The 22,755-nt window shown below is 50.2% G+C and carries 18 protein-coding genes and 2 pseudogenes; 7 read left to right on the forward strand and 13 right to left on the reverse strand.

Annotation, left to right across the window (positions count from 1 at the left end; translation table 11 throughout):
- The 4 genes and pseudogenes from carB to kefC all read left to right on the forward strand — a co-directional run.
- A pseudogene (carB, locus tag VJY99_RS11590) lies at positions 1-399 on the forward strand (carbamoyl phosphate synthase large subunit); the annotation flags it as partial.
- A gap of 65 nt (positions 400-464) precedes the next feature.
- A pseudogene (locus VJY99_RS11595) lies at positions 465-584 on the forward strand (hypothetical protein); the annotation flags it as partial.
- Between the two features lie 69 nt (positions 585-653).
- Positions 654-1,184 carry a glutathione-regulated potassium-efflux system oxidoreductase KefF gene (gene kefF / locus VJY99_RS11600; RefSeq protein WP_324118562.1) on the forward strand — a complete coding sequence of 177 codons (531 nt, stop codon included), beginning with the start codon at positions 654-656 and terminating at the stop codon, positions 1,182-1,184.
- Positions 1,177-3,033: a glutathione-regulated potassium-efflux system protein KefC gene (kefC, locus tag VJY99_RS11605; protein ID WP_324118564.1), complete on the forward strand. Its 1,857-nt coding sequence runs from the start codon at positions 1,177-1,179 to the stop codon at positions 3,031-3,033. The genes kefF and kefC overlap by 8 nt, the downstream gene beginning before the upstream one ends.
- A 166-nt stretch (positions 3,034-3,199) precedes the next feature.
- On the opposite strand, the gene VJY99_RS11610 is transcribed toward kefC, so the two are convergent.
- Positions 3,200-3,814 carry a LysE family translocator gene (locus VJY99_RS11610; protein WP_324118566.1) on the reverse strand — a complete coding sequence of 205 codons (615 nt, stop codon included), beginning with the start codon at positions 3,812-3,814 and terminating at the stop codon, positions 3,200-3,202.
- 275 nt (positions 3,815-4,089) lie between these two features.
- On the opposite strand from VJY99_RS11610, the gene folA reads away from it, so the two are divergent.
- Together folA and VJY99_RS11620 are read left to right on the forward strand one after the other, a co-directional pair.
- Positions 4,090-4,569: a type 3 dihydrofolate reductase gene (gene folA, locus VJY99_RS11615; RefSeq protein WP_324118568.1), complete on the forward strand. Its 480-nt coding sequence runs from the start codon at positions 4,090-4,092 to the stop codon at positions 4,567-4,569.
- A 177-nt stretch (positions 4,570-4,746) separates the two neighbouring features.
- On the forward strand, positions 4,747-5,691 hold the full coding sequence (locus tag VJY99_RS11620) for a LysR substrate-binding domain-containing protein (protein ID WP_324118569.1): 945 nt from the start codon (positions 4,747-4,749) through the stop codon (positions 5,689-5,691).
- A 74-nt stretch (positions 5,692-5,765) separates the two neighbouring features.
- On the opposite strand, the gene VJY99_RS11625 is transcribed toward VJY99_RS11620, so the two are convergent.
- The 7 genes from VJY99_RS11625 to lptD form a co-directional block, all read right to left on the reverse strand.
- Positions 5,766-5,942: a hypothetical protein gene (locus tag VJY99_RS11625; protein ID WP_324118571.1), complete on the reverse strand. Its 177-nt coding sequence runs from the start codon at positions 5,940-5,942 to the stop codon at positions 5,766-5,768.
- 99 nt (positions 5,943-6,041) lie between these two features.
- Positions 6,042-6,893, reverse strand: a complete 852-nt coding sequence (apaH, locus tag VJY99_RS11630; protein WP_324118573.1) for a bis(5'-nucleosyl)-tetraphosphatase (symmetrical) ApaH — start codon at positions 6,891-6,893, stop codon at positions 6,042-6,044.
- Positions 6,894-6,897: 4 nt separating this feature from the next.
- Positions 6,898-7,275: a Co2+/Mg2+ efflux protein ApaG gene (gene apaG, locus VJY99_RS11635; RefSeq protein WP_324118575.1), complete on the reverse strand. Its 378-nt coding sequence runs from the start codon at positions 7,273-7,275 to the stop codon at positions 6,898-6,900.
- A gap of 2 nt (positions 7,276-7,277) precedes the next feature.
- Positions 7,278-8,102 carry a 16S rRNA (adenine(1518)-N(6)/adenine(1519)-N(6))-dimethyltransferase RsmA gene (gene rsmA / locus VJY99_RS11640; RefSeq protein ID WP_324118577.1) on the reverse strand — a complete coding sequence of 275 codons (825 nt, stop codon included), beginning with the start codon at positions 8,100-8,102 and terminating at the stop codon, positions 7,278-7,280.
- Complete coding sequence (gene pdxA, locus VJY99_RS11645; protein WP_324118579.1) at positions 8,099-9,088, reverse strand: 4-hydroxythreonine-4-phosphate dehydrogenase PdxA; 990 nt, start codon at positions 9,086-9,088, stop codon at positions 8,099-8,101. Before pdxA ends, rsmA begins: the two co-directional genes overlap by 4 nt.
- Positions 9,081-10,373 (reverse strand): peptidylprolyl isomerase SurA, encoded by a 1,293-nt coding sequence (gene surA, locus VJY99_RS11650; protein ID WP_324118581.1) that lies wholly within the window; start codon positions 10,371-10,373, stop codon positions 9,081-9,083. The genes pdxA and surA overlap by 8 nt, the downstream gene beginning before the upstream one ends.
- 55 nt (positions 10,374-10,428) lie before the next feature.
- Entirely contained in the window at positions 10,429-12,783 is a 2,355-nt protein-coding gene (gene lptD, locus VJY99_RS11655; RefSeq protein WP_324118582.1) for an LPS assembly protein LptD, read from the reverse strand.
- Between the two features lie 383 nt (positions 12,784-13,166).
- Between lptD and djlA the strand changes: the two genes are divergently transcribed.
- Positions 13,167-13,973 (forward strand): co-chaperone DjlA, encoded by an 807-nt coding sequence (gene djlA, locus VJY99_RS11660; RefSeq protein ID WP_324118584.1) that lies wholly within the window; start codon positions 13,167-13,169, stop codon positions 13,971-13,973.
- 32 nt (positions 13,974-14,005) lie between these two features.
- Here the strand turns inward: djlA and rluA are convergent, their stop codons facing one another.
- The 5 genes from rluA to araA all read right to left on the reverse strand — a co-directional run bounded on the left by rluA (position 14,006) and on the right by araA (position 22,752).
- The gene (gene rluA / locus VJY99_RS11665) at positions 14,006-14,665 is read right to left on the reverse strand and encodes a bifunctional tRNA pseudouridine(32) synthase/23S rRNA pseudouridine(746) synthase RluA (protein ID WP_324118586.1); all 660 of its coding nucleotides are present in this window, start codon (positions 14,663-14,665) and stop codon (positions 14,006-14,008) included.
- Positions 14,666-14,803: 138 nt separating this feature from the next.
- The gene (gene rapA / locus VJY99_RS11670) at positions 14,804-17,710 is read right to left on the reverse strand and encodes an RNA polymerase-associated protein RapA (RefSeq protein WP_324118588.1); all 2,907 of its coding nucleotides are present in this window, start codon (positions 17,708-17,710) and stop codon (positions 14,804-14,806) included.
- A gap of 270 nt (positions 17,711-17,980) precedes the next feature.
- Positions 17,981-20,341, reverse strand: coding sequence for a DNA polymerase II (polB, locus tag VJY99_RS11675; RefSeq protein WP_324118590.1), 2,361 nt, complete (start codon positions 20,339-20,341; stop codon positions 17,981-17,983).
- Between the two features lie 75 nt (positions 20,342-20,416).
- Positions 20,417-21,112 carry an L-ribulose-5-phosphate 4-epimerase gene (gene araD / locus VJY99_RS11680; RefSeq protein ID WP_324118592.1) on the reverse strand — a complete coding sequence of 232 codons (696 nt, stop codon included), beginning with the start codon at positions 21,110-21,112 and terminating at the stop codon, positions 20,417-20,419.
- A 137-nt stretch (positions 21,113-21,249) separates the two neighbouring features.
- Positions 21,250-22,752, reverse strand: coding sequence for an L-arabinose isomerase (gene araA, locus VJY99_RS11685; protein WP_324118594.1), 1,503 nt, complete (start codon positions 22,750-22,752; stop codon positions 21,250-21,252).
- Positions 22,753-22,755 lie beyond the last annotated feature (3 nt).

The following is a 22,755-nucleotide window of genomic DNA, read 5'->3' on the forward strand; positions in this document are numbered from 1 at the left end:
GGCCGCGCGCTGCTCTCTGTCCGTGAAGGCGACAAAAAACGCGTAGTGGACCTTGCTGCCAAACTGCTGAAACAGGGCTTTGAGCTGGACGCGACCCACGGTACTGCGGTTGTGCTGGGCGAAGCAGGCATCAACCCACGTCTGGTGAACAAGGTGCATGAAGGTCGTCCGCACATTCAAGACCGCATCAAGAATGGCGAATACACTTACATCATCAACACTACCGCGGGCCGCCAGGCGATTGAGGATTCCAAACTCATCCGTCGCAGCGCGCTGCAATATAAAGTGCATTACGACACCACGCTTAACGGCGGCTTTGCCACCGCGATGGCGCTGAACGCCGATGCAACTGAAAAAGTGACTTCAGTTCAGGAAATGCACGCGCAGATTAAAGGCTAATATCCTTTATCCGACGTAAAAATAAACGGCCCCTGATTTCAGGGGCCGTTTTTCGTTTCTTGCCGCTGTCATACAAAAATGCGGAAACCGGGAAAACAGAGCAGATTAACCGTGATCAGGTTAAGTCTATGGATGAACGGGAGAACTCATTCAGTCTTCTCCACTTAGCCGGTAAAGAATATTGACTATTAGCCTGTTGAATTACTGACTACACTCTTTCGTTAAAAGAGAGCAGTAAAACAACAGGTTTATTCATGATCTTAATTATTTATGCACATCCCTACCCGCATCACTCCCATGCCAACCGGAAAATGATAGAGCAGGCTACACTTTTGCCTGATGTGGAAGTGCGCTCTCTTTACGAGTTATACCCCGATTTCAACATTGATATTGCCGCCGAACAGGAAGCATTAAGCCGCGCCGATTTGGTTATCTGGCAGCATCCGATGCAGTGGTACAGCATGCCGCCATTGATGAAACTTTGGATTGATAAAGTGCTCGCTCACGGTTGGGCATATGGCCACAGTGGTACGGCGTTACACGGTAAAAACGTGATGTGGGCCGTCACTACCGGTGGTGGTGATAACCACTTCGAACTCGGCAACCATCCGGGCTTTGATGTTCTCGGCCAGCCCTTACAAGCCACAGCGTTGTATTGCGGCATGAACTGGTTGCCGCATTTCACCATCCATTTCACTTTTGTTTGTGACGAAAATACCCTCGAGGTACAAGCCGAAATGTACAAGCAACGCTTGCTCGACTGGCGGGAGGCAAATCATGGATAGTCACAGCATGATTCAGGCCCTGATTTATCTCGGCTCAGCGGCGATCATTGTGCCGATTGCGGTGCGTCTGGGGTTGGGGTCGGTACTGGGCTACCTTATCGCGGGCTGCATTATTGGGCCGTGGGGATTGCGATTGGTGACTGACGCCGAAACTATTCTGCACTTTGCGGAGATCGGCGTGGTGTTAATGCTATTCGTTATCGGACTGGAGTTGGATCCGCAACGGTTATGGACGCTACGAGCATCGGTATTTGGCGGTGGCGCACTGCAAATGGTGGCGTGCGGATTACTGCTCGGTTTGTTCTGCATGTTCTTAGGATTACGCTGGCAAGTGGCGATATTAATCGGCCTGACGCTGGCACTTTCCTCCACCGCGATAGCTATGCAGGCGATGAACGAGCGCAACCTGACCATTTCACAGATGGGGCGCAGCGCATTTGCAGTCCTGCTATTTCAGGATATCGCCGCCATTCCGTTGGTGGCGATGATCCCCTTATTAGCCAGCAGTGGCGCAACCACAACTTTTGCCGCGTTTTCAATTTCTGCGCTCAAAGTGGTAGGGGCGCTGGCGATAGTCATATTGTTGGGCCGTTACGTAACACGCCCGCTAATGCGATTTGTCGCGCGATCTGGCCTGCGTGAAGTTTTCAGTGCCATGGCGTTATTTATGGTGTTCGGTTTTGGTTTATTGCTCGAAGAAGCTGGTCTTTCGATGGCGATGGGGGCGTTTCTTGCGGGCGTTTTGCTGGCAAGTTCTGAATATCGTCATGCGCTGGAAAGTGATATCGAACCCTTCAAAGGCTTGTTGCTTGGGCTGTTTTTCATCGGCGTTGGCATGTCGATAGATTTTGGTACGCTGGTGGATAACCCGTTACGCATTATTGCGCTGCTGTTCGGTTTCCTGGCGATTAAAATTATTACGCTTTGGATAGTGGCAAAACCGCTTAACGTGCCGCGCAAACAGCGGCGCTGGTTTGCCGTTTTGCTGGGGCAGGGAAGTGAGTTCGCTTTCGTCATTTTTGGTACTGCGAGAATGGCAGAAGTCCTGGACGACAGTTGGGCAAAATCCCTCACGCTTGCCGTCGCACTATCAATGGCGGCAACACCGCTGCTACTTGTATTGCTCAATCACCTCGAAAAATCAGGCAAAGAGCAGGCGCAAGAAGCGGATGAAATTGACGAAGAACAACCGCGTGTGATCATCGCAGGCTTTGGCCGTTTTGGGCAAATCGCCGGGCGTTTGCTGCTGACTAGCGGCGTCAAAATGGTGGTTCTCGATCACGACCCAGACCATATCGAAACGCTGCGAAAGTTTGGCACTAAAGTGTTTTATGGTGATGCGACACGCGTGGATTTGCTGGAGTCTGCGGGGGCGGCAAAAGCGGAAGTGCTGATCAATGCCATCGACGATCCGGATGCTAATATTCAATTAGCCGAACTGGTGCAAGAGCATTTCCCGCATCTGAAAGTGATAGCACGAGCGCGTGACCTCGACCATTTCATTCGCCTGCGTCAGTTGGGTGTTGAGCAACCTGAACGCGAGACTTTTGAAGGGGCGTTGAAAGTAGGGCGCAGGGCGCTTGAAGGATTGGGAGTGGGGAGTTACGAGGCGCGAGAACGAGCCGACCATTTCCGCCGTTTCAATACGCAAATGGTGGAAGAAATGGTACCTGCTCCTGACTGGTCAGCACGCGCCGATGTTCTCAAACGCACCAGCGCCATGCTGACTGAGGTGATTAACGAAGATCGTGCACACCTCAACGTGATTCAGCGTCATGGCTGGCAGGGCACTGAAGAGGGGATTCATTCGGGAAAATTGGCTGATGAGCCACCCGTAAAGCCTGAGTAATAAAAAAGCTCCCAATCCGGTAATACCGTTCACTCAAGCCAATGAATGAGGGGAAACACCGGGATTTGGTTCCCGGAGGGACGCCAAACCCGGTGGTCGCCCCGGATATCTCGTTCTTAAACTAACGGTGTTACCCGCTTTTTGACTTCTGTTTCGTCGAGCGAAATCAGCTCAATGCCACTTTAATCCCGAGCGCAATCAGCATTCCGCCCAGCAACTTATCGACAATCTTCTGTGCTTTGGCCAGGCCGCGTCGAACCGGCTCGCTCTGAATCAGTATCACTAAAAGTGGCCACCAGACAACGGACAGCATCAGGATCACGCCTGCGTACCAAAGCTTTTCCATGGTGCCGGAATGAATACTTAACACTTGGGTGAACACGGAAAGGAAGAACAGCGTCGCCTTCGGGTTCAGCAGGTTGCACAAATAGCCCTGTAGGAAGGCTTTTTTAAGCGTGGTGTGTTGGCGTTCAACATTGCTGACATCCATTTTACTGCTGCCGCGAGCAAGCAGAGCGTGTACGCCAACCCAAATCAGGTACGCGGCACCGGCGTATTTCAGAAAACCGAACAACCACGGAGTCGTGGTGATAAGTACTGCTAAACCTGCCACACAATAAGCCATGTGGGTAGCGACACCACTGATTACCCCAATGGTGGTCATCATCGCAGCAGTTCGTGGATAGCGAGCGGCATTCTTAATGACCAGAAAGAAATCAGGGCCAGGGGAGAGCATCCCCAGAGTGGCAATTGTGGCAACAAAAAGTGTGGTTTCCAGCATGGGCGTATCCGGCAAAATTAAGAGCAATAAACGTGAACTATACCGCAGCTATTGCGTAAACTTATAGTATATGGCTGAGCACGCTTAAGAATTTTTACATTGTTTCTCACACTTTTAAACTAACTCATTGTTCCTGTTATGCCAGGATGCACTCTGTGACAGGTTTACAGTAACAGAACAAAAAAATTCTTACGGACGGGCTTGTGGATAGTCGACGAAAGAATGCGCTTTCCGTATAGTGGCGGCAATTTTTTCACCACCCTTGGGTAAATAGAATGATAAGTCTGATTGCTGCATTAGCGGTAGATCGTGTAATTGGTATGGAAAACGCCATGCCCTGGGACTTACCTGCCGATCTGGCATGGTTTAAACGTACTACACTGAATAAACCTGTCGTTATGGGGCGTTTGACTTGGGAATCTATCGGTCGGCCGCTTCCAGGACGTAAGAATATCGTCATTAGCAACAAGCCTGGCACCGATGACCGTGTTGAGTGGGTTTCATCCGTAGAAGATGCCATTAAGGCTTGTGGCGATGCGGAAGAAATTATGGTGATTGGCGGCGGGCGTGTTTACGAACAGTTCCTGCCGAAAGCACAACGTTTGTACCTGACGCACATTGATGCGGAAGTGGAAGGCGACACGCATTTCCCGGATTACGACCCGGACGAATGGCAGTCAACGTTTAGCGAATTCCACGATGCGGACGAAAATAATTCCCACGGTTACTGTTTCGAGGTTTTGGAACGCCGTTAAAGGTCGTTTAACATTGCGAACCGCAAAAAAGTTGCAAAATGACTTTTTTGCGGTTTTTTCATTTTCCGCACAATTATGCAGAAAAAATATATATATTAACTATTCTATAAAGCAGGTCCTGGGCTACATCGGAGCGTAGTCCGGCTATATCATTCGTATTTATATATGAGGCAAGGAATGAGCGATAAAAATCAAATGATTGATAGCCAACTTATCAAAAGATTTGACTTAAATCTTTTAGCAGTTTTTGAGCTGGTTTACGATTTTGAAAGTGTCGCTGAGGCAGCAGATAGGATGGGGCGTAGTAGCTCCGCTATTAGTCAGTCACTTAACAAATTACGTGATTTTTTCTCAGATCCTCTGTTTGTGCGTAATGGCACAAAGTTAATAAAAACAGCTACGGCCGTTAATATTCACAATGTCATTAATGATAATTATCTGGGGTTGCTGGAAAGCATTCAGGAGCTTGTTAGCAATAACATTCGGAATGAAATTCGCATTCATTGCGCGCCCTATAGTGCCATTCGTATTTTACCCGTTTTGATGAATTTCATTAAAAATGAGAATATTGATTGTAATGTGACACATCAACCCATTGATGTGAGTTTGACTACTCTGGATGACCAACTGTCGTTGCGTCAGGTCGATTTTATCTTCGATCTTAACCCGATTTATCGTCCTGATATTATCAACGTCCCACTCACCAGTGACCCAATCGTTTGGGTTTGTAATGAGAATCACCCAAGAATAAAAGACAAACTGACTTCAGAGATGTTCCAGACCGAGCAATTTGCGCTTTACTCCTCGGATGGTCCGGTGATGAGGGAAACTCGGGAAAGAATCCGCGAGATGTTTGGTGTCAGGAAACAGTCGTTCAGCAGTTCAAGCGTATTTGCGATTGCCGCTGCCATTGAGCATTCTGAGATGGTGTCTCTAATGCCAGTTTGGTTTTTTGAAAAATACGGAAAAATCCATTCTCTGAAAAAAGTGGAAGCAGAACAGCAAATTCCAGATATTAATATTTATATGATAAGTAGAAAAAACACCCTAAAAAACGAAATCGTGAAACGAATTTCAGATGGGATGTTTGCTGAATTTGAAAAGATGAAGTTGCAAAACTAATAGATGTATAATTATTATTAGATATAAAAAAGCCGCAAATATTTGCGGTTTTTTTCATTCAGAAACGGTGAATATTAGAAGTTACGTTTAAAATTCAGCATCATGACTTTATCGCTGATGCCGTCTTCTTTCCCGTTGTAGGCTTCCACACCAAACTGCGTTTTCTCGGTTTTATACTGCATGCCGACCTGTGCCACGCCGTTCACGCCGCCGCCTTTCTGACCATCATCCACGCTGATAGGTAAAGTCACCGATGCGGTGACGGTTAGATGGGATTATTTATGGGGACGTTCTGTTTCCCCTTGTTTTTGAGTTAACCAAGAAACAAGAGGAAAGATGATGTGGGTAGATTAAGAGGCGATAGCTGTTTCACCACCACCAATATCTTGCTGTCGGTTCGATGGCTGAACAAAATAGGTTTTATCTTCCCAGCGTAGGCAGGTTAAGTCTCCGCCCCAGCAGCAACCAGTATCCAGCCCGTAAATCCCTTCAGGCGTCCCTTTACCTTCCAGGGACGCCCAATGCCCGAAAATAACGGAATACTCATCGGTCACCGGCCCTGGGATCGCAAACCACGGTTTCAGTGGCGTGGGTGCGCTTTCTGGTGTGTCTTTGCAGTACATATCCAGTTGCCCATTCGGGAAGCAATAACGCATACGAGTCAGTGAATTGGTAATAAACCGCAGACGCGCTAACCCTGAAAGATCGTGCGACCAGTTATTCGGCATATCGCCATACATCGCATCAAGGAATAACGGATAGCTGTCGCTCGATAGCACTGCTTCGACATCACGCGCACAGGCTATCGCGGTATTCAAATCCCACTGCGGCGTGACCCCTGCGTGAGCCATTACCAGCTTTTTCTCTTCATCAACCAGAAGCAGAGGTTGGCGACGTAACCAGTTAAGCAGTTCGTCGACATCGGGTGCTTCCAGCAGTTGGGATACGCGATCTTTGGGTTTATTACGGCTGATACCCGCATACACTGCGAGCAAATGCAGGTCATGGTTGCCCAGGACGAGACGCACGCTATCACCAAGCCCACGCACAAAACGCAGGACTTCAAGTGAACCTGGCCCACGCGCGACGAGATCGCCCGTAAGCCATAAAATATCTTCGCCAGGCTTGAAATCAACCTGTTGCAGTAGGGCAACCAGTTCATCGTAACAGCCGTGAACATCGCCAATCAGGTATGTAGACATTGTATTAGTGAATGAAGGCTGGAATAGCCAGGCGGAACACCGGAATAGCAACGCGGAAAGCGTCACCCTGAGAGTCGACCATTTCGTAATGACCTTGCATGGTACCAAGCGGTGTTTCAAGTACCGCACCACTTGTATAGCTGTATTCGTTGCCCGGTTCAATATGCGGCTGGGCGCCAATCACGCCTTCGCCCTGAACTTCAGTTTCATGGCCGTTACCATTGGTGATAAGCCAATAACGGCCAAGCAATTGCACCGGTGTTCGCCCCAAGTTACGGATGGTGACGGTATAAGCAAAGACGAAACGTTCGTGCTCCGGAGAGGACTGGGATTCGATATAGACGCTTTGTACCTGAATGCATACGCGGGGCGAATTTAACATCGTTAACTCTCCTTCGGCTGTTGCGGATGCTCAGCCAAATAGTTTGCCAGTTGGCAATACTGGGCGACTGAGATGTTCTCAGCACGCAGGGTTGGGTCGATTCCCAGCTCCGCCATCACTTCAGCGCTAAACAGATGGCCAAGGCTATTACGAATCGTTTTGCGACGTTTATTAAAGGCTTCAGTCGTGATGCGGCTTAATACACGCAGCTCTTTCACTGGGTGCGGTATTGTTGCATGTGGTATCAGGCGGACAACGGCAGAATCCACTTTGGGTGCCGGTGTGAAGGCCGTTGGTGGCACTTCAAGCACTGGGATCACATTGCAAAAATACTGCGCCATTACCGTTAAACGACCATACGCTTTACTGTTTGGGCCAGCCACTAAACGGTTTACCACTTCTTTTTGCAGCATAAAGTGCATGTCAGCAATGGCATCAGTATAGCTAAAGAGATGGAACATCAATGGCGTAGAGATGTTATACGGCAGGTTGCCAAAGACGCGCAACGGCTGACCGATTTTTTGCGACAGCTCTCCAAAATCCATAGTCATGGCATCTTGCTGATAAATCGTCAGCTTTGGCGCCAGGAAAGGATGCGTTTTCAGGCGGGCCGCAAGATCACGGTCCAGCTCGATAACGGTCATTTCATCCAGGCGTTCACCCACAGGCTCGGTTAATGCGCCGAGGCCGGGGCCGATTTCAACCATTGCCTGGCCTTTTTGCGGATTAATTGCAGAGACAATACTGTCGATAACGAACTGGTCATTAAGGAAGTTTTGTCCAAAACGTTTACGGGCTAAATGGCCCTGGTGGACACGAGTATTCATTGAGTATTAGTAATCATTTTGATGGCGAGATTAAGCGCCGTAATAAAACTGCCGACATCAGCTTTCCCTTGGCCGGCGAGTTCTAGCGCGGTTCCATGGTCAACTGAAGTGCGGATAAAAGGTAAGCCTAGCGTGATATTTACCGCCCGACCAAAGCCCTGGTATTTGAGTACCGGTAAGCCTTGATCGTGGTACATCGCCAGTACTGCATCGGCGTTATCAAGATACTTTGGCTGAAACAGCGTATCTGCCGGTAGTGGGCCAGAAAGATTCATTCCCAGGCCACGCATTTCATTCAGTACTGGAATGATGGTATCAATTTCTTCAGTGCCCATGTGGCCACCTTCCCCGGCATGGGGGTTGAGGCCACAAACCAGCACATGCGGCTGTGCAATACCAAACTTGGTTTGCAGGTCATGATACAGGATGGTGATTATCTGGCGTAATAAATCTGGCGTTATCGCATCAGAAATGGCTTTTAGCGGTAGATGTGTCGTCGCCAATGCAACACGCAGCTCTTCGGTTGCCAGCATCATCACGACTTTTTCACTGTGTGAGCGTTCTTCGAAAAACTCGGTATGACCGATAAACGCAATACCAGCATCGTTGATTATGCCCTTATGAACGGGCCCGGTGATCAGAGCGGCAAATTCGCCACTAATACAGCCGTCACAGGCTCGCGCCAGCATCTCAACGACATAGTCACTATTTCTCACATCCAGTTGCCCTGGGACTACTGGCGCGCGTAATTCGATGGGAAGAACAGTGAGCGTGCCAGCAACTTGCGGGCTTGCCGGAGTGCCAGGCTGGTAAGTTTTAATCTTGAGGGGAAGGCCCAGTAGGGCGGCACGTTCCAGGAGAAGATCAGGCGAAGCCGCGACAACCATTTCAACGGGCCAGTCGCGGCTTGCCAGCGCGATGACCAGGTCGGGGCCAATCCCGGCGGGTTCGCCGGGAGTGATGACCACGCGATGGATATTAGCCATTGCTACCGATAACTTTTACGTAAGCAGAAGCACGTTGTTCCTGCATCCAGGTTTGTGCCTCTTCAGAGAACTTACGGTTGAACAGCATACGATAGGCACGATCTTTCTGTGCAGCATCCGTCTTATCAACGTTACGAGTATCGATCAGTTGGATCAAGTGCCAGCCGAAGCTGGAATGCACAGGCTCGCTTGTTTGTCCTTTGTTCATTTTCATCAGTGCATCACGGAACGCCGGATCATAAATGTCTACTGATGCCCAACCTAAATCCCCACCCTGGTTAGCAGAGCCTGGATCGTCAGAGAACTCTTTTGCGGCTTTCTCGAAAGTGGTTTTGCCACTTTTAATATCAGCTGCAATCTGGTTCAACTTAGCGCGCGCCTGGTCATCATTCATGATTGGAGATGACTTGAGCAAAATATGACGAGAGTGAACTTCGGTAACAGAAATGCTCTTGCTTTGGCCACGCAAGTCGTTCACTTTCAGGACGTGGAAACCGACACCTGAACGAATCGGGCCGATAACATCACCTTTTTTCGCTGTACTTAAAGCTTGAGCGAAAATAGATGGCAGCTCCTGGATGCGTCCCCAACCCATTTGACCGCCTTTCAGGGCTTGTTGGTCAGCAGAGTAGGTGATGGCCAGTTTGCCGAAATCACCACCGTTTTGCGCTTGTGAAACGATATCACGCGCTTGTTTTTCCGCATCATCTACCTGGGTAGATGTTGGGTTTTCCGGTAATGGAATCAGGATGTGGCTTAAGTTGAGCTCGGTGCTGCTGTCGTTTTGGCTACCCACTTGCTGTGCAAGAGCTTCCACTTCTTGTGGCAAAACTGACACGCGACGACGAACTTCGTTATTACGCACTTCCGAAATGGTCATCTCTTTGCGGATCTGAGCACGGTAAGTGTTGTAATTGACGCCATCATAGGCCAGACGGCTACGCATCTGATCCATGCTCATTTTGTTTTGTGCCGCGATATCAGCAATGGCTTTATCAACCTGCTCATCGGTCACTTTGACGCCCATTTTCTGGCCCATCTGCAGGATGATTTGATCCATGATCAGACGTTCCATAATTTGATTACGCAGAGCGGCATCGTCAGGGAGCTGTTGCCCGGCTTGTTGGGCATTCATCTTCACTGATTGCATGAGGCCGTCAACGTCACTTTCCAATACCACACCGTTATTCACTACAGCAGCAACTTTGTCGACCACTTGTGGGGCCGCGAAAGAGGTATTCGCCACCAGGACGATACCGAGAAGCAGCGTTCTCCAATTCTTCATACTTTTTCCATTTACTTAGCCGCAGAGCGGATTACGTTTTACAAGTCAAAGTGAATTACATCGAGCTTTGATACGGCAGAATGTTTGAACGCAACATCTGCTGTGTGCCCAGGCCGTAGTTGGAACTCAGGCCACGTAACTCGATGTTAAAGCTAATTACGTTGTCGTATTTGCTTTCGTTGTTTTCCCAGCCATCAATATTACGTTCGTAACCAACACGAATCGCATAACAGCAAGAGTTATACTGCACTGCCAGCAGAGAGTCAGCGGTTTGTTTCGCATTAGTGTCGTAGTAATAAGCCCCGACGACAGACCAACGGTCAACGATCGGCCAACTTGCTGTCACCCCCACTTGTGAGATGCCGTCTTTATACTGTGTTGCATCGGTATTAATGCCCGGTATCGTTGCACGAATGTATTCAGGGCTTGCGTAACGGTAGTTGAATTGCATCAGTCGGTCGATGTCACGACGATATTCGATAGCGCTGCTACCGGTCGCAACACTATTCAGACGTGCATCGTACTGTACCCCGCCACGTAAACCCCAACGGTCAGTCATACGCCAATAAGTGTCACCAGCCCATACCATGGACCCGGTTTTCTTATCTTTTTCCCACTCAATGTTGTCATCGCCAGTCTGAGATTGAGTGAAGTAGTAGATTTGACCCACAGAAACGTTAAAACGTTCAACGGCAGCATCGTCATAAATGCGGGTTGTCACCCCCGTCGTCACCTGATTGGCTGATGCGATACGGTCAAGACCGCCGTAAGAACGGTCGCGGAATAAACCACTGTAGTCAGATTGCAGCAGTGCGGAGTCGTAATTATTGATATTGCTCTGATCACGATATGGCACATACAGATACTGTACGCGTGGCTCCAGCGTTTGTTCCCAGCCTAAGGCTGAATCCATGGCGCGGTCGAAAATCAGCTTACCATCCATTTTAAACTGCGGCAGAACACGGTTAACAGACTCGTCTAACTGATTATCAGGATTCGCGTTGTTGTACGTATCCAAATTGGTCTGTTGATAATGCGTCGCCATCAGTTTGGCTTCGGTATTCAGACTCGCCCAGCCGTTTGATAATGGTAGGCTAATGACGGGCTCTATATGAAGACGGGTAGCCTCGGGCTTGCTGTCATCCACGTTTGTAAAATGAACGGCCTGACCATAAACACGCGTATCAAATAGCCCAATATCATTTTGGTAGTAATTCATATCCAACTGCGGTGTAGCGCTGTAGGAACTTCTACCATTTTGTGAATCAAAGACCTGGAACTGTTTGGCCGAAACCGTCGCATCGAAGTTCTCAACGGCATAACCAATACTAAATTTCTGTGTCGCGTAACCGTCAGTACTGGAACCGTACTGCGAATCTAGATCGTTAAAGTAGTAAGGATCGCTGACTTTGGTGTAGTCGATATTGAAACGCCACACCTGATCCATCACTCCACTGTGGTTCCAGTAGAACAACCAGCGGCGTTCATCCCCGTCCGGGTTTTTGGTCACATCGTCTTTATATTCTTTATCTGAAAGCATGTAATCGAATTCAATGATACCTGAGCCGGCTTTGGTCAGATAACGGAATTCGTTTTGCCACTGCATGCCCTTTTCTTCCATATAGTGCGGAGTAATCGTGGCATCAAAGTTTGGTGCGATGTTCCAATAATACGGCAGAGTGAATTCAATACCGCCATCGCTACTGTATTTCGCATTTGGGATCAGGAAACCAGAACGGCGTTTATCACCGATCGGCAACTGTAAATATGGGCTGTAAAACACCGGTACCGGACCCACCTTAAAGCGGGCATTCCAGATTTCCGCGACTTCTTCCTCGCGGTCCTGAATCACTTCACTCCCAACCACGCTCCAAGTGTTAGAACCCGGCAAGCAGGAAGTAAAGGTACCATTTTCCAAAATGGTGTAACGGTTATTTCCACGCTGTTTCATCAGGTCGGCAGTACCACGACCCTGACGATCTACCATCTGGTAGTCACCTTCCCAGACGTTAGTGTCTTTGGTGTTCAGGTTTGACCAGGCTTTTGGCCCTTTCAGAATGACCTGATTATCGTCGTAGTGGACGTTGCCAACGGCATCGACGGTACGAATGGGATCAGGTTGACCTTCAACTTGTTTTTGATGTAGTAGAACTTCGTCAGATTGTAGGCGGGCATTGCCTTGCTGGATATCCACATTGCCACTAAACACCGCGTCATCAGGATAATTACCTTTTGCGTGATCGGAAATTATCGTGACAGGCAGGTTGTTGGTGTCCCCTTTAACCAACGGACGGTTGTAACTTGGGACGCCAAGCATACATTGCGACGCGAGATCGGCCGCCATGCCTTGTTGACTATACAGCGCTGCGCCAATCAAAGTGGCCAGCAAGGTGGGAATACGTTTTTTCATACGTGTTATTCGTTGTTCCGTCATCAATGGCTTATACCCATCATCATTCAAGATGCAGAGGCGTTGGCGGCACTTAGTTATTCGACTCATCGTGAGCCTTACCCCTTCGGGGCCGCTCTAAGCAGCGTTCAAATCTGTTCTGAACAGATTTGGGGTTCCCGTCATTGGGTTCACTGAATGACGGGATGTTTTCTCACTTGCCGCGTTGCTTCACATTGAATGCTATAGGGTATAGCGTCGGCAAACGGTCAGAGACTAACTTACTCATCACTACAGCGCTAGTGTTAATCCTGCCCGTTCAGCAGTCTGCCGTTAGGCACTGCTATCAATGACGGGTATGATAAAGCAAATTCTAGACGACGACATGACGATTTGGGGAGTATATGCAGTATTGGGGAAAAGTACTCGGTGTGGCAATAGCACTTATTATGGGCGGTGGCTTCTGGGGTGTAGTAATTGGGCTACTGATTGGCCATGCCATTGATAAGGTGCGCAGCCGCCGTCAGTCCTGGTTTTCTAACCAACAACAGCGCCAGTCATTGTTCTTTAGCACGACATTTGAAGTGATGGGCCATCTGACTAAGTCAAAAGGGCGCGTTACGGAAGCGGATATCCAAATTGCATCACTATTAATGGATCGCATGCAATTACATGGTGATGCGCGTAGTGCCGCGCAGCATGCATTCCGGGTGGGTAAAGAAAATGGCTACCCACTCCGTGAGAAAATGCGTCAGTTACGCAGCGTATGTTTTGGGCGTTTTGACCTAATTCGGATGTTTCTTGAAATTCAGATTCAGGCGGCATATGCGGACGGTTCTCTGCATCCTAACGAACGGGAAGTGTTGTACGTTATTGCCGAAGAGCTCGGTATTTCACGTATGCAGTTCGATCAGTTCTTACGCATGATGGAAGGCGGGCAGCAATTCGGTGGTGGATACAGCCAATCGCAAGGTGGCTTCCAGCAACAACGTGGGCCAACGCTTGAAGATGCGTGCAATGTATTGGGCGTTAAAAGTAGCGATGATGCCACCACCATTAAACGCGCATACCGTAAATTAATGAGCGAACACCATCCTGACAAACTGGTCGCCAAAGGTCTGCCACCAGAAATGATGGAGATGGCCAAACAGAAGGCGCAGGAAATTCAGAAAGCGTACGATTTGATTAAGACGGTCAACGGATTCAAGTAAATGAAAAAGCCTCTCGACTGAGAGGCTTTTTTTTAGAAATCTGCCGGGGCGCGAAACGTCATGGGTGTGCCATATTCGGGATGGGTAATGGTCAGCATTTCAGCGTGAAGCTGCAAACGTGGCGCTAATGCTAGCGCTTCAGGCGTGGCATAGAAGCGGTCGCCAAGAATGGGATGGCCCAACGCCAGCATATGCACCCGTAGTTGATGAGAGCGCCCGGTAATCGGTTTTAGCAGCACACGTGCGGTGTTATCCGCCGAATACTCCAGCACTTCATATTCCGTCTGCGCCGCTTTGCCGGTTTCATGGCATACCATCTGCTTTGGCCGATTTGGCCAGTCGCAAATCAGCGGTAAATCCACCAGGCCTGTTTCAGGTTTTGGATGACCCCACACTCGCGCCACGTACTGCTTCTTCGGCTCACGTTCACGGAATTGACGCTTCAACTCGCGCTCTGCCGCTTTGGTTAGCGCAACGGCAATCACTCCGCTAGTCGCCATATCCAGACGATGCACGGATTCTGCCTGCGGGAAATCGCGCTGAACGCGCGTCATCACGCTGTCTTTGTGCTCATCCAGACGCCCGGGCACCGACAACAAACCCGAAGGTTTATTGACGACCATGATGTGGTCATCCTGATAAAGGATAACCAACCACGGGTCCATTGGCGGGTTATAGGGTTCCATTAACATTTACTCTACATCCTTCAAGCTGCAGCGGCGTTGGCTGCTTTCCTGCACCCCAGTCACTGACTTTAGTAGGCATCCTGGGGATGCCCTCTCTTGCCGCCTTGCTGCAACTCGAATGATTTGAGTAAAGCGGTGCGAAAACTATTGGTGTGTCACCACGATCAGGCGCAACGCATCGAGTCGCCAGTTAGCCTGCGCGAGGCTTTCCAACACTTGTTTACGATTACTCTCGATGGCTTCGAGTTCATCATCACGAATGTTTGGGTTGACCGCTCTTAGCGCTTCCAGACGGGAAAGTTCTGCACTCAGCTTCTCATCTGCTTCTTCGCGAGCCGCTTTAATCAATACTTGCGCAGCCGCTTCCACTTTCTCTTCTGCCAATTGCAAAATCGCGTGGACGTCGGACTGTACGGCATTGACCAGCTTACTGCCGGTATGTCGATTTACCGTGCTTAGCTGGCGGTTGAAGCTTTCAAACTCGACCTGGGCGGCAAGGTTAGTTCCGTTTTTGTCCACCAACATACGGACCGGCGTTGGCGGTAAGAAGCGATTGAGCTGCAATTGCTTCGGCGCTTTCGCTTCAACGACATACACCAGTTCCAACAGCAACGTGCCGACTGGCAATGCTTTGTTTTTCAACAGAGACAACGCACAGCTACCGGTATCGCCGGAAAGAATCAGATCCAGACCATTGCGGATGATGGGATGTTCCCATGTCACAAACTGTGCATCTTCGCGAGATAGCGCCACATCACGTTCAAACGTAATGGTGCAACCGTCTTCCGGCAGGCCTGGGAAGTCCGGCACCAGCATATGATCACCTGGTGTCAGCACCACCATGTTGTCACCGCGATCGTCCTGATTAATGCCGACAATGTCGAACAAGTTCAGGGCAAAGCTCACCAGGTTAGTGTCGTTATCCTGCTCTGAAATAGCCTGTGCCAGCGCTTGTGATTTCTCACCACCATTGGAGTGGATTTCCAGCAGACGGTCACGCCCCTGTTCCAGCTGCACCTTCAGCACATCGTGCTGTTCGCGACACTGCTTGATAAGTGCCGAGAAACCGTCAGTATTTTCAGGAGCAGCGAGATACTCAATCAGTTGCGGATAAACGTTATCGTAAATCGTACGGCCTGTTGGGCAAGTGTGCTCGAAAGCGTCAAGTCCTTCATGGAACCATTCCACCAAGACGGACTGCGCGGTTTTCTCAAGGAAAGGCACATGGATCTTAATGTCATGCGCCTGGCCGATACGGTCCAGACGACCAATACGTTGTTCCAGTAAATCCGGGTTGAATGGCAGGTCGAACATCACCAGATTGCTGGCAAACTGGAAGTTACGGCCTTCTGAACCAATTTCTGAACACAACAACACTTGCGCGCCAGTGTCTTCTTCGGCAAACCAGGCAGCCGCACGGTCACGTTCAAGAATGGACATGCCTTCATGGAACACCGCTGCACGGATACCTTCGCGCTCACGCAACACTTGCTCAAGCTGCAGTGCCGTGGCGGCTTTGGCACAAATCACCAGGACTTTGTGAGAACGGTGGCTGGTCAGGTAACCCATCAGCCATTCCACACGTGGATCGAAGTTCCACCATGTGCCGCTATCACCTTCAAATTCTTGATAAATCTGCTCTGGATAGAGCATGTCGCGAGCACGTTCTTCCACCGATTTACGTGCCGCCATAATGCCCGACACTTTGATCGCAGTTTGATACTGCATCGGCAGTGGCAAACGAATGGTATGTAGCTCGCGTTTTGGGAAACCTTTAACGCCATTGCGCGTGTTACGGAACAACACACGGCTGGTGCCGTGGCGGTCCATCAGCATGGAAATCAGTTCCTGACGCGCCGCATCGCTCCCTTCACGGTTGCTATTTGCGGTTTGCAGCAGCGGTTCGATATCTTGCTCGCCAATCAGTTCACTCAACATATTGAGCTGATCGTTTGTCAGATGGTTACCTGCCAGCAGTAAGGCAACGGCATCAGCCACTGGGCGATAATGCTGCTGCTCTTCAACAAATTGCTCGAAATCGTGGAAGCGGCTTGGGTCCAGCAAACGCAGACGCGCGAAGTGGCTTTCCATACCTAACTGTTCCGGCGTTGCCGTTAAAAGCAAGATTCCCGGAATGTGTTCCGCAAGCTGTTCTATTGCCTGGTATTCGCGGCTTGGTGCCTTTTCGCTCCACACTAAATGGTGAGCTTCATCGACAACCATCAAATCCCATTCGGCTTCGCACAGATGTTCAAGACGTTGCTTGCTACGGCGCACAAAATCCAGCGAACAGATAACCAGTTGTTCTGTTTCGAATGGGTTATCACTGTCGTGCTGTGCTTCGGCGTAACGTTCATCATCAAACAGAGCGAAACGTAGATTAAAGCGGCGGAGCATCTCAACCAGCCACTGATGTTGCAGGGTTTCCGGTACGACGATCAGCACTCGTTCAGCGCTGCCCGCCAGCAGTTGCTGGTGCAATATCATCCCGGCTTCGATGGTTTTACCTAAACCGACTTCGTCCGCCAGCAATACGCGCGGCGCGTGACGACGGCCAACATCGTGGGCGATGTTCAACTGGTGTGGGATTAGGCTGGTGCGCATGCCGCGCAGTCCGCTCCACGGTTGGCGATACTGTTCGCTTTGGTAAACACGGGAACGGTAACGCAGGGCGAAACGGTCCATCCTGTCAATTTGCCCGGCAAAAAGTCTGTCTTGTGGCTTACTGAACACCAGTTTGCTGTCGAGGAAAACCTCGCGCAGCATCGTACCCGCTTCTTCTGTGTCCAGACGCGTGCCAACGTAGGCGAGTAAACCGTTTTCTTCTTTAACTTCATCAACTTTCAGTTGCCAACCTTCATGGCTGGTAATGGTGTCGCCTGGGTTAAACATCACACGGGTGATAGGCGAATCATTTCTGGCATACAGGCGATTTTCACCGGTGGCAGGGTAGAGTAGGGTAACCATCCGTGTGTCTAAAGCGACCACAGTTCCCAGTCCCAGTTCGCTTTCGGTGTCGCTGATCCAACGTTGACCAAGTGTAAAAGGCATAAGATTTCGGCTCTATTATCAGTTACTAAGATTTGCAGGCAATAGCGTAACGACCGCGCATAAAAAGAGGCGGCTGTTCTAAAAGTAGATTTAAGGGTGCTTCAGGAGGGCGCTATGGTACTGGAAGGAAACAAGATAGTCACCAACTCGTCATACTTCAAATTGCCACTGCGTTGACTGCACTCAATCACCCCAGTCACTTACTCTAGTAAGCTCCAGGGGGATTCGTTCCCTTGCCGCCTGGTTGCACTTTGAATTATTTAGAGTTTCTCAAAATAGCCCCAATTGCCCTGTCATTAGTGTAGCAAAGTCATCCTCAAGGAAAGGTAAAATTCCTTCGGCGACCGGTTGGAGCTGGCGTGTGAGGTAGTGATCGTAGTCGAGAGGTGACTCCTGATAATCCACCGGCTCAGGGCCATTCGTGGTGATGACATACTTGATGGTCCCCCGGTTCTGGTATTGGGCAGGTCGGCCAAGCCGTTGATTATGTTCATCTGCGAGGCGAGCTGCCCGCACATGCGGCGGTACATTTTTTTGATACTCGCTTAATGGGCGACGCAGACGTTTACGGTAAATCAACTGATCATCCAGCTCTCCAGCCATCAAACTGGCGATAGTTTCGCGGATATAATCCTGATAGGGCTCGTTGCGAAATACCCGTAAATACAACGTTTGTTGGAACGCTTGTGCAAGCGGTGTCCAGTCGGTACGCACGGTTTCTAGCCCTTTGAACACCATTCGTTGCTTATCATTTTCCTGAATCATTCCCGCATAGCGTTTTTTGGAACCTTCAACGGTGCCGCGAATTGTCGGCATCAGGAAACGGCAAAAATGGGATTCATATTCTAGCTCAAGCTTGCTATCCAGCTGTTGTGTCTCTTGCAGATGCGCTTTCCACCAGGTGTTCACGTATTCGACTAACTGTTTCCCGATGCGCGCCGCATCATCTTCAGAATGGGCTTTTTTAAGCCAGACAAATGTAGAATCCGTATCACCATAAATAACGTCATAACCCTGAGATTCAATCAACGCTTTGGTTTGCAGCATGATTTTATGCCCACGCATGGTTATTGACGAGGCCAGACGAGGATCAAAGAAACGGCAGGCACTGGTCCCTAACACGCCATAAAAGGCATTCATGATTATTTTCAGCGCTTGCGATAACGGCTTATTGCCGTGACGTTTTGCCTCGTCACGGCCTGACCATATCTGCCCGACGATTTCCGGCAGACAATGTGTCGTTCTGGAGAAATGCGCACCAAGAAAACCGTCAACGGAATGCTCCGGTTCTGGGTGCGCCATACCCTCTACAAGGCCAACCGGGTCGATAAGAAAAGTGCGGATAATCGACGGATAAAGGCTTTTGTAATCGAGCACTAAAACTGAATCGTAAAGACCCGGACGTGAGTCCATGACATAGCCGCCGGGGCTGGCTTGCGGAGGCACTTCCCCGAGGTTCGGGGCAACATAGCCGGCGCGGTGCATACGCGGAATATAAAGATGACCAAACGCGGCTACCGATCCGCCGTGTCTGTCGAGCGGCAAACCATTTACCGTCGCCCGCTCTAGCAGGAATGGCATCAGCTCGGTTTTGTGGAAAATGCGCGTTACCAGCTCACAGTCTTTTAGATTGTATTTCGCCAATGCAGGTTTATCTTCGGCGAAACGCCGGTCAATTTCGTCCATCCGTTGCCACGGATTATCAATGGCTTTGCCTTCACCGAGCAGTTCCTGCGACACGGTTTCCAGAGAAAATGACGAGAAATTCCAGAAGGCCGATCGCAGCGCTTCGATGCCATCAATAATCACACGGCCCGCAGCCTGCGCGAAAAACACGCCTTGTTTAAAGCCATGCTCGCGCCACTCCAGCAAATTATTCTCGCGCCCAAGACGTAGCGGGACTTGATAGCGATCGGCCATTTTTTGCAGCACTCTGAGGTCGAACTGCACCACGTTCCAGCCGATCAGTACATCAGGGTCGTGTTGAGCAAACCACTCGTTGAGTTTTTCGATAAGCAGTGGACGGCTGGCGACATATTCCAGTGTAAAATCCAGCCCGCTTGCGTCACCATTTTCAGGGCCAAGCATGTAGACGACGCGCTGCCCGCAGCCCTCAAGGCCGATGCAATACAGCTCGCCGTGACGATTGGTTTCGATATCCAGCGATACCCATTTTAACGGTGGGCGGTAATCCGGTGCGGGTTTGAGCCTGGTTTCAACGACAAGATTCTTTTGCACCTCACCGCTAAACCAGACGGGAGCAGTAATAAAACGCTCCATAAGAAACCGTTCAGGTGGGCGAATATCGGCTTCGTATACTCTCACACCGCCATCGCGCAGCAGTTTTTCGATACGCATGAGTTGGCGATGCTGGCGGCAATAAAGCCCGCAGACCGGTTGGCGATGGAAATCTTTGAGAGGCAGCGGTGTAAACCGATAATGGCTTTCGTTCGCGAGCAAGCGTGCCGCTTCGGGCTGTTGCGACTGTGGAATAAATGCAACCGACTCCTGGCGCGGCAGACGCACCTTCACCGGGCCATCGTCCGTTGCCAGCCAAAACTCAACTTCAGTACCGAGTGGAGTATCTCGCCAGTGACGCGTTAGCAAAAAACCCTGCCGAGCTTGTGACACGCTGCATTCTCAAAAAGGAAAAGTGGTCTGATTATAGACCACTCCACACAGTTTTACTGCTTTTATATACAGTGTTTATTGCCCGTAATAAGCCTTCGCACCATGTTTGCGCAAATAATGTTTATCCAGCAGGGTTTGCTGCATATCGGGTAATTCAGGGGAAAGCTGGCGGCAGAATATGCCCATATAGGCCACTTCTTCCAACACGATGGCATTATGAACGGCATCTACCGGATCTTTGCCCCAGGCGAATGGCCCGTGGGAGTGCACCAGCACGCCAGGCATTTGTGCGGCGTCGATTCCACGCTCAGCAAACGTTTTCACGATAACTTCGCCAGTTTGCCATTCGTAATCGCCATTGATCTCTTCATCGGTCATTTTGCGGGTGCAAGGAATGGTGCCGTAGAAGTAATCTGCGTGAGTGGTTCCGGTTGCCGGGATTGATTTCCCTGCCTGTGCCCAGATAGTCGCGTGGCGTGAATGGGTGTGCACAATGCCGCCAATGTGCGGAAATTGAAGATACAGCAAGCGGTGAGTAGGGGTATCAGATGACGGTTTTTTATTCCCTTCAACCACTTCGCCGGTTTCCAGGCTCACTACCACCATATCTTCGGCAGTCATGATGCTGTAATCGACACCGGAGGGTTTGATAACCAGCACACCGCGCTCACGATCCACCGCGCTAACATTACCCCAGGTCAACGTCACCAGATTGTGTTGGGGTAACGCGAGATTAGCTTCGAGTACCTGGCGTTTAAGTTGTTCTAACATATTTAAGTCCTGGATTGAGTCGCTGCCGCCTTAAACAACAAGTTAAGGTCGGATGTCGCTCACGCTAGTCCGACCTACGAAAGCGCTTGCAGCCGTTATAGGGTGGATAAGCGCAAGCGCCATCCACCCTCTGCTTACTAACGTTTAAAGCTGTAATAAACCTCGTTCCAGCGCAGTGAATCTTTAAACGCAGGCAAGCGAGTGTCGTTATCAATAACCGTCAGCTCAACGCCGTGTAGTTCACTGAACAGGCGCATATCGTCAAGTGTCAGAGATTGGCTAAACACCGTGTGGTGCGCGCCGCCTGCCAGAATCCATGCTTCAGATGCGGTCGGCAGATCCGGTTGGGCTTTCCATAGTGCGTTGGCGACCGGCAGTTTAGGCAACTGATGTGGGGCTTCGACGGTATCGACACAGTTCACCAGCAAGCGGAAACGATCGCCCAGATCGATAAGGCTGGCATTCAGCGCCGGGCCGGTTTTAGTTGAGAAGATCAAACGTGCAGGATCGTCTTTGCCGCCGATCCCCAAGTGTTGAACATCGAGAATCGGTTTTTCAGCGGTCGCAATCGACGGACAAACTTCCAGCATATGGGACCCTAGCACCATATCGTTGCCTTTCTCGAAGTGATAGGTGTAGTCCTCCATGAAAGAGGTCCCCCCCGCAAGGCCAGTCGACATCACTTTCATGATGCGAAGCAGAGCAGCGGTTTTCCAGTCGCCTTCGCCCGCAAAGCCGTAGCCTTGCTGCATCAGACGTTGCACTGCAAGACCTGGAAGCTGTTTCAGGCCGTGCAGGTCTTCAAATGTTGTTGTAAAGGCACTGAATCTACCTTGCTCCAGGAACTGCTTCATCCCCAGTTCGATACGTGCAGCATCAATCACATTCTGGCGTTTGTCGCCGTTAATTTGTGCGGCGGCTGTCAGGCGATAGCTGCTTTCATACTCGTCGATCAGTGCATTCACGTCGCCGTCACTGACGGCATTGACCACTTGCACCAGGTCGCCCACCGCGTAGGTGTTCACGGCAAAACCGAACTTCATCTGTGCTGCGACTTTATCGCCGTCAGTCACAGCGACTTCACGCATGTTGTCGCCGAAACGAACCACTTTGAGTTGACGAGTATCTTGCTTAGAAACCGCCTGACGCATCCAGGAACCAATGCGCTGATGCGCTTGCGGATCCTGCCAGTGGCCGGTCACCACGGTGTGCTGCTGACGCATACGTGCGCCGATGAAACCAAACTCACGGCCGCCGTGAGCGGTCTGGTTCAGGTTCATAAAGTCCATATCAATGCTGCCCCATGGGATTTGCGCATTGAACTGGGTGTGGAATTGCAACAGCGGCTTGGTGAGAATACTCAGGCCGTTGATCCACATTTTTGCCGGCGAGAAGGTATGGAGCCACACCACCATACCCGCACATTTATCGTTGTAACTGGCATCACGGCAAATAGCGGTGATTTCATCAGGCGACGTACCCAAAGGTTTCAGCACCAGTTTGCATGGCAGTTTGGCTTCAACATTGAGCGCATTGACTACCTGCTCGGCGTGCTGATTGACCTGACGCAGTGTTTCCGCACCGTAGAGATGCTGGCTGCCAATTACAAACCACACTTCATATTGTTCAAAAATGTTCATCGT

The sequence above is a fragment of the Buttiauxella sp. genome (assembly GCF_035271705.1).
Classification (GTDB): domain Bacteria; phylum Pseudomonadota; class Gammaproteobacteria; order Enterobacterales; family Enterobacteriaceae; genus Buttiauxella.

Coding starts and splice junctions, on each gene's coding strand:
- VJY99_RS11610 (WP_324118566.1), bottom strand. CDS start 3,814: ATGCTGGAAACCACACTTTTTGTTGCCACAATTGCCACTCTGGGGATG.
- apaH (WP_324118573.1), bottom strand. CDS start 6,893: ATGTCTACATACCTGATTGGCGATGTTCACGGCTGTTACGATGAACTG.
- folA (WP_324118568.1), top strand. CDS start 4,090: ATGATAAGTCTGATTGCTGCATTAGCGGTAGATCGTGTAATTGGTATG.
- kefF (WP_324118562.1), top strand. CDS start 654: ATGATCTTAATTATTTATGCACATCCCTACCCGCATCACTCCCATGCC.
- araA (WP_324118594.1), bottom strand. CDS start 22,752: ATGAACATTTTTGAACAATATGAAGTGTGGTTTGTAATTGGCAGCCAG.
- kefC (WP_324118564.1), top strand. CDS start 1,177: ATGGATAGTCACAGCATGATTCAGGCCCTGATTTATCTCGGCTCAGCG.
- rluA (WP_324118586.1), bottom strand. CDS start 14,665: ATGTTAATGGAACCCTATAACCCGCCAATGGACCCGTGGTTGGTTATC.
- pdxA (WP_324118579.1), bottom strand. CDS start 9,088: ATGGCTAATATCCATCGCGTGGTCATCACTCCCGGCGAACCCGCCGGG.
- apaG (WP_324118575.1), bottom strand. CDS start 7,275: ATGTTAAATTCGCCCCGCGTATGCATTCAGGTACAAAGCGTCTATATC.
- rsmA (WP_324118577.1), bottom strand. CDS start 8,102: ATGAATACTCGTGTCCACCAGGGCCATTTAGCCCGTAAACGTTTTGGA.
- lptD (WP_324118582.1), bottom strand. CDS start 12,783: ATGAAAAAACGTATTCCCACCTTGCTGGCCACTTTGATTGGCGCAGCG.
- surA (WP_324118581.1), bottom strand. CDS start 10,373: ATGAAGAATTGGAGAACGCTGCTTCTCGGTATCGTCCTGGTGGCGAAT.
- VJY99_RS11620 (WP_324118569.1), top strand. CDS start 4,747: ATGAGCGATAAAAATCAAATGATTGATAGCCAACTTATCAAAAGATTT.
- araD (WP_324118592.1), bottom strand. CDS start 21,112: ATGTTAGAACAACTTAAACGCCAGGTACTCGAAGCTAATCTCGCGTTA.
- djlA (WP_324118584.1), top strand. CDS start 13,167: ATGCAGTATTGGGGAAAAGTACTCGGTGTGGCAATAGCACTTATTATG.
- rapA (WP_324118588.1), bottom strand. CDS start 17,710: ATGCCTTTTACACTTGGTCAACGTTGGATCAGCGACACCGAAAGCGAA.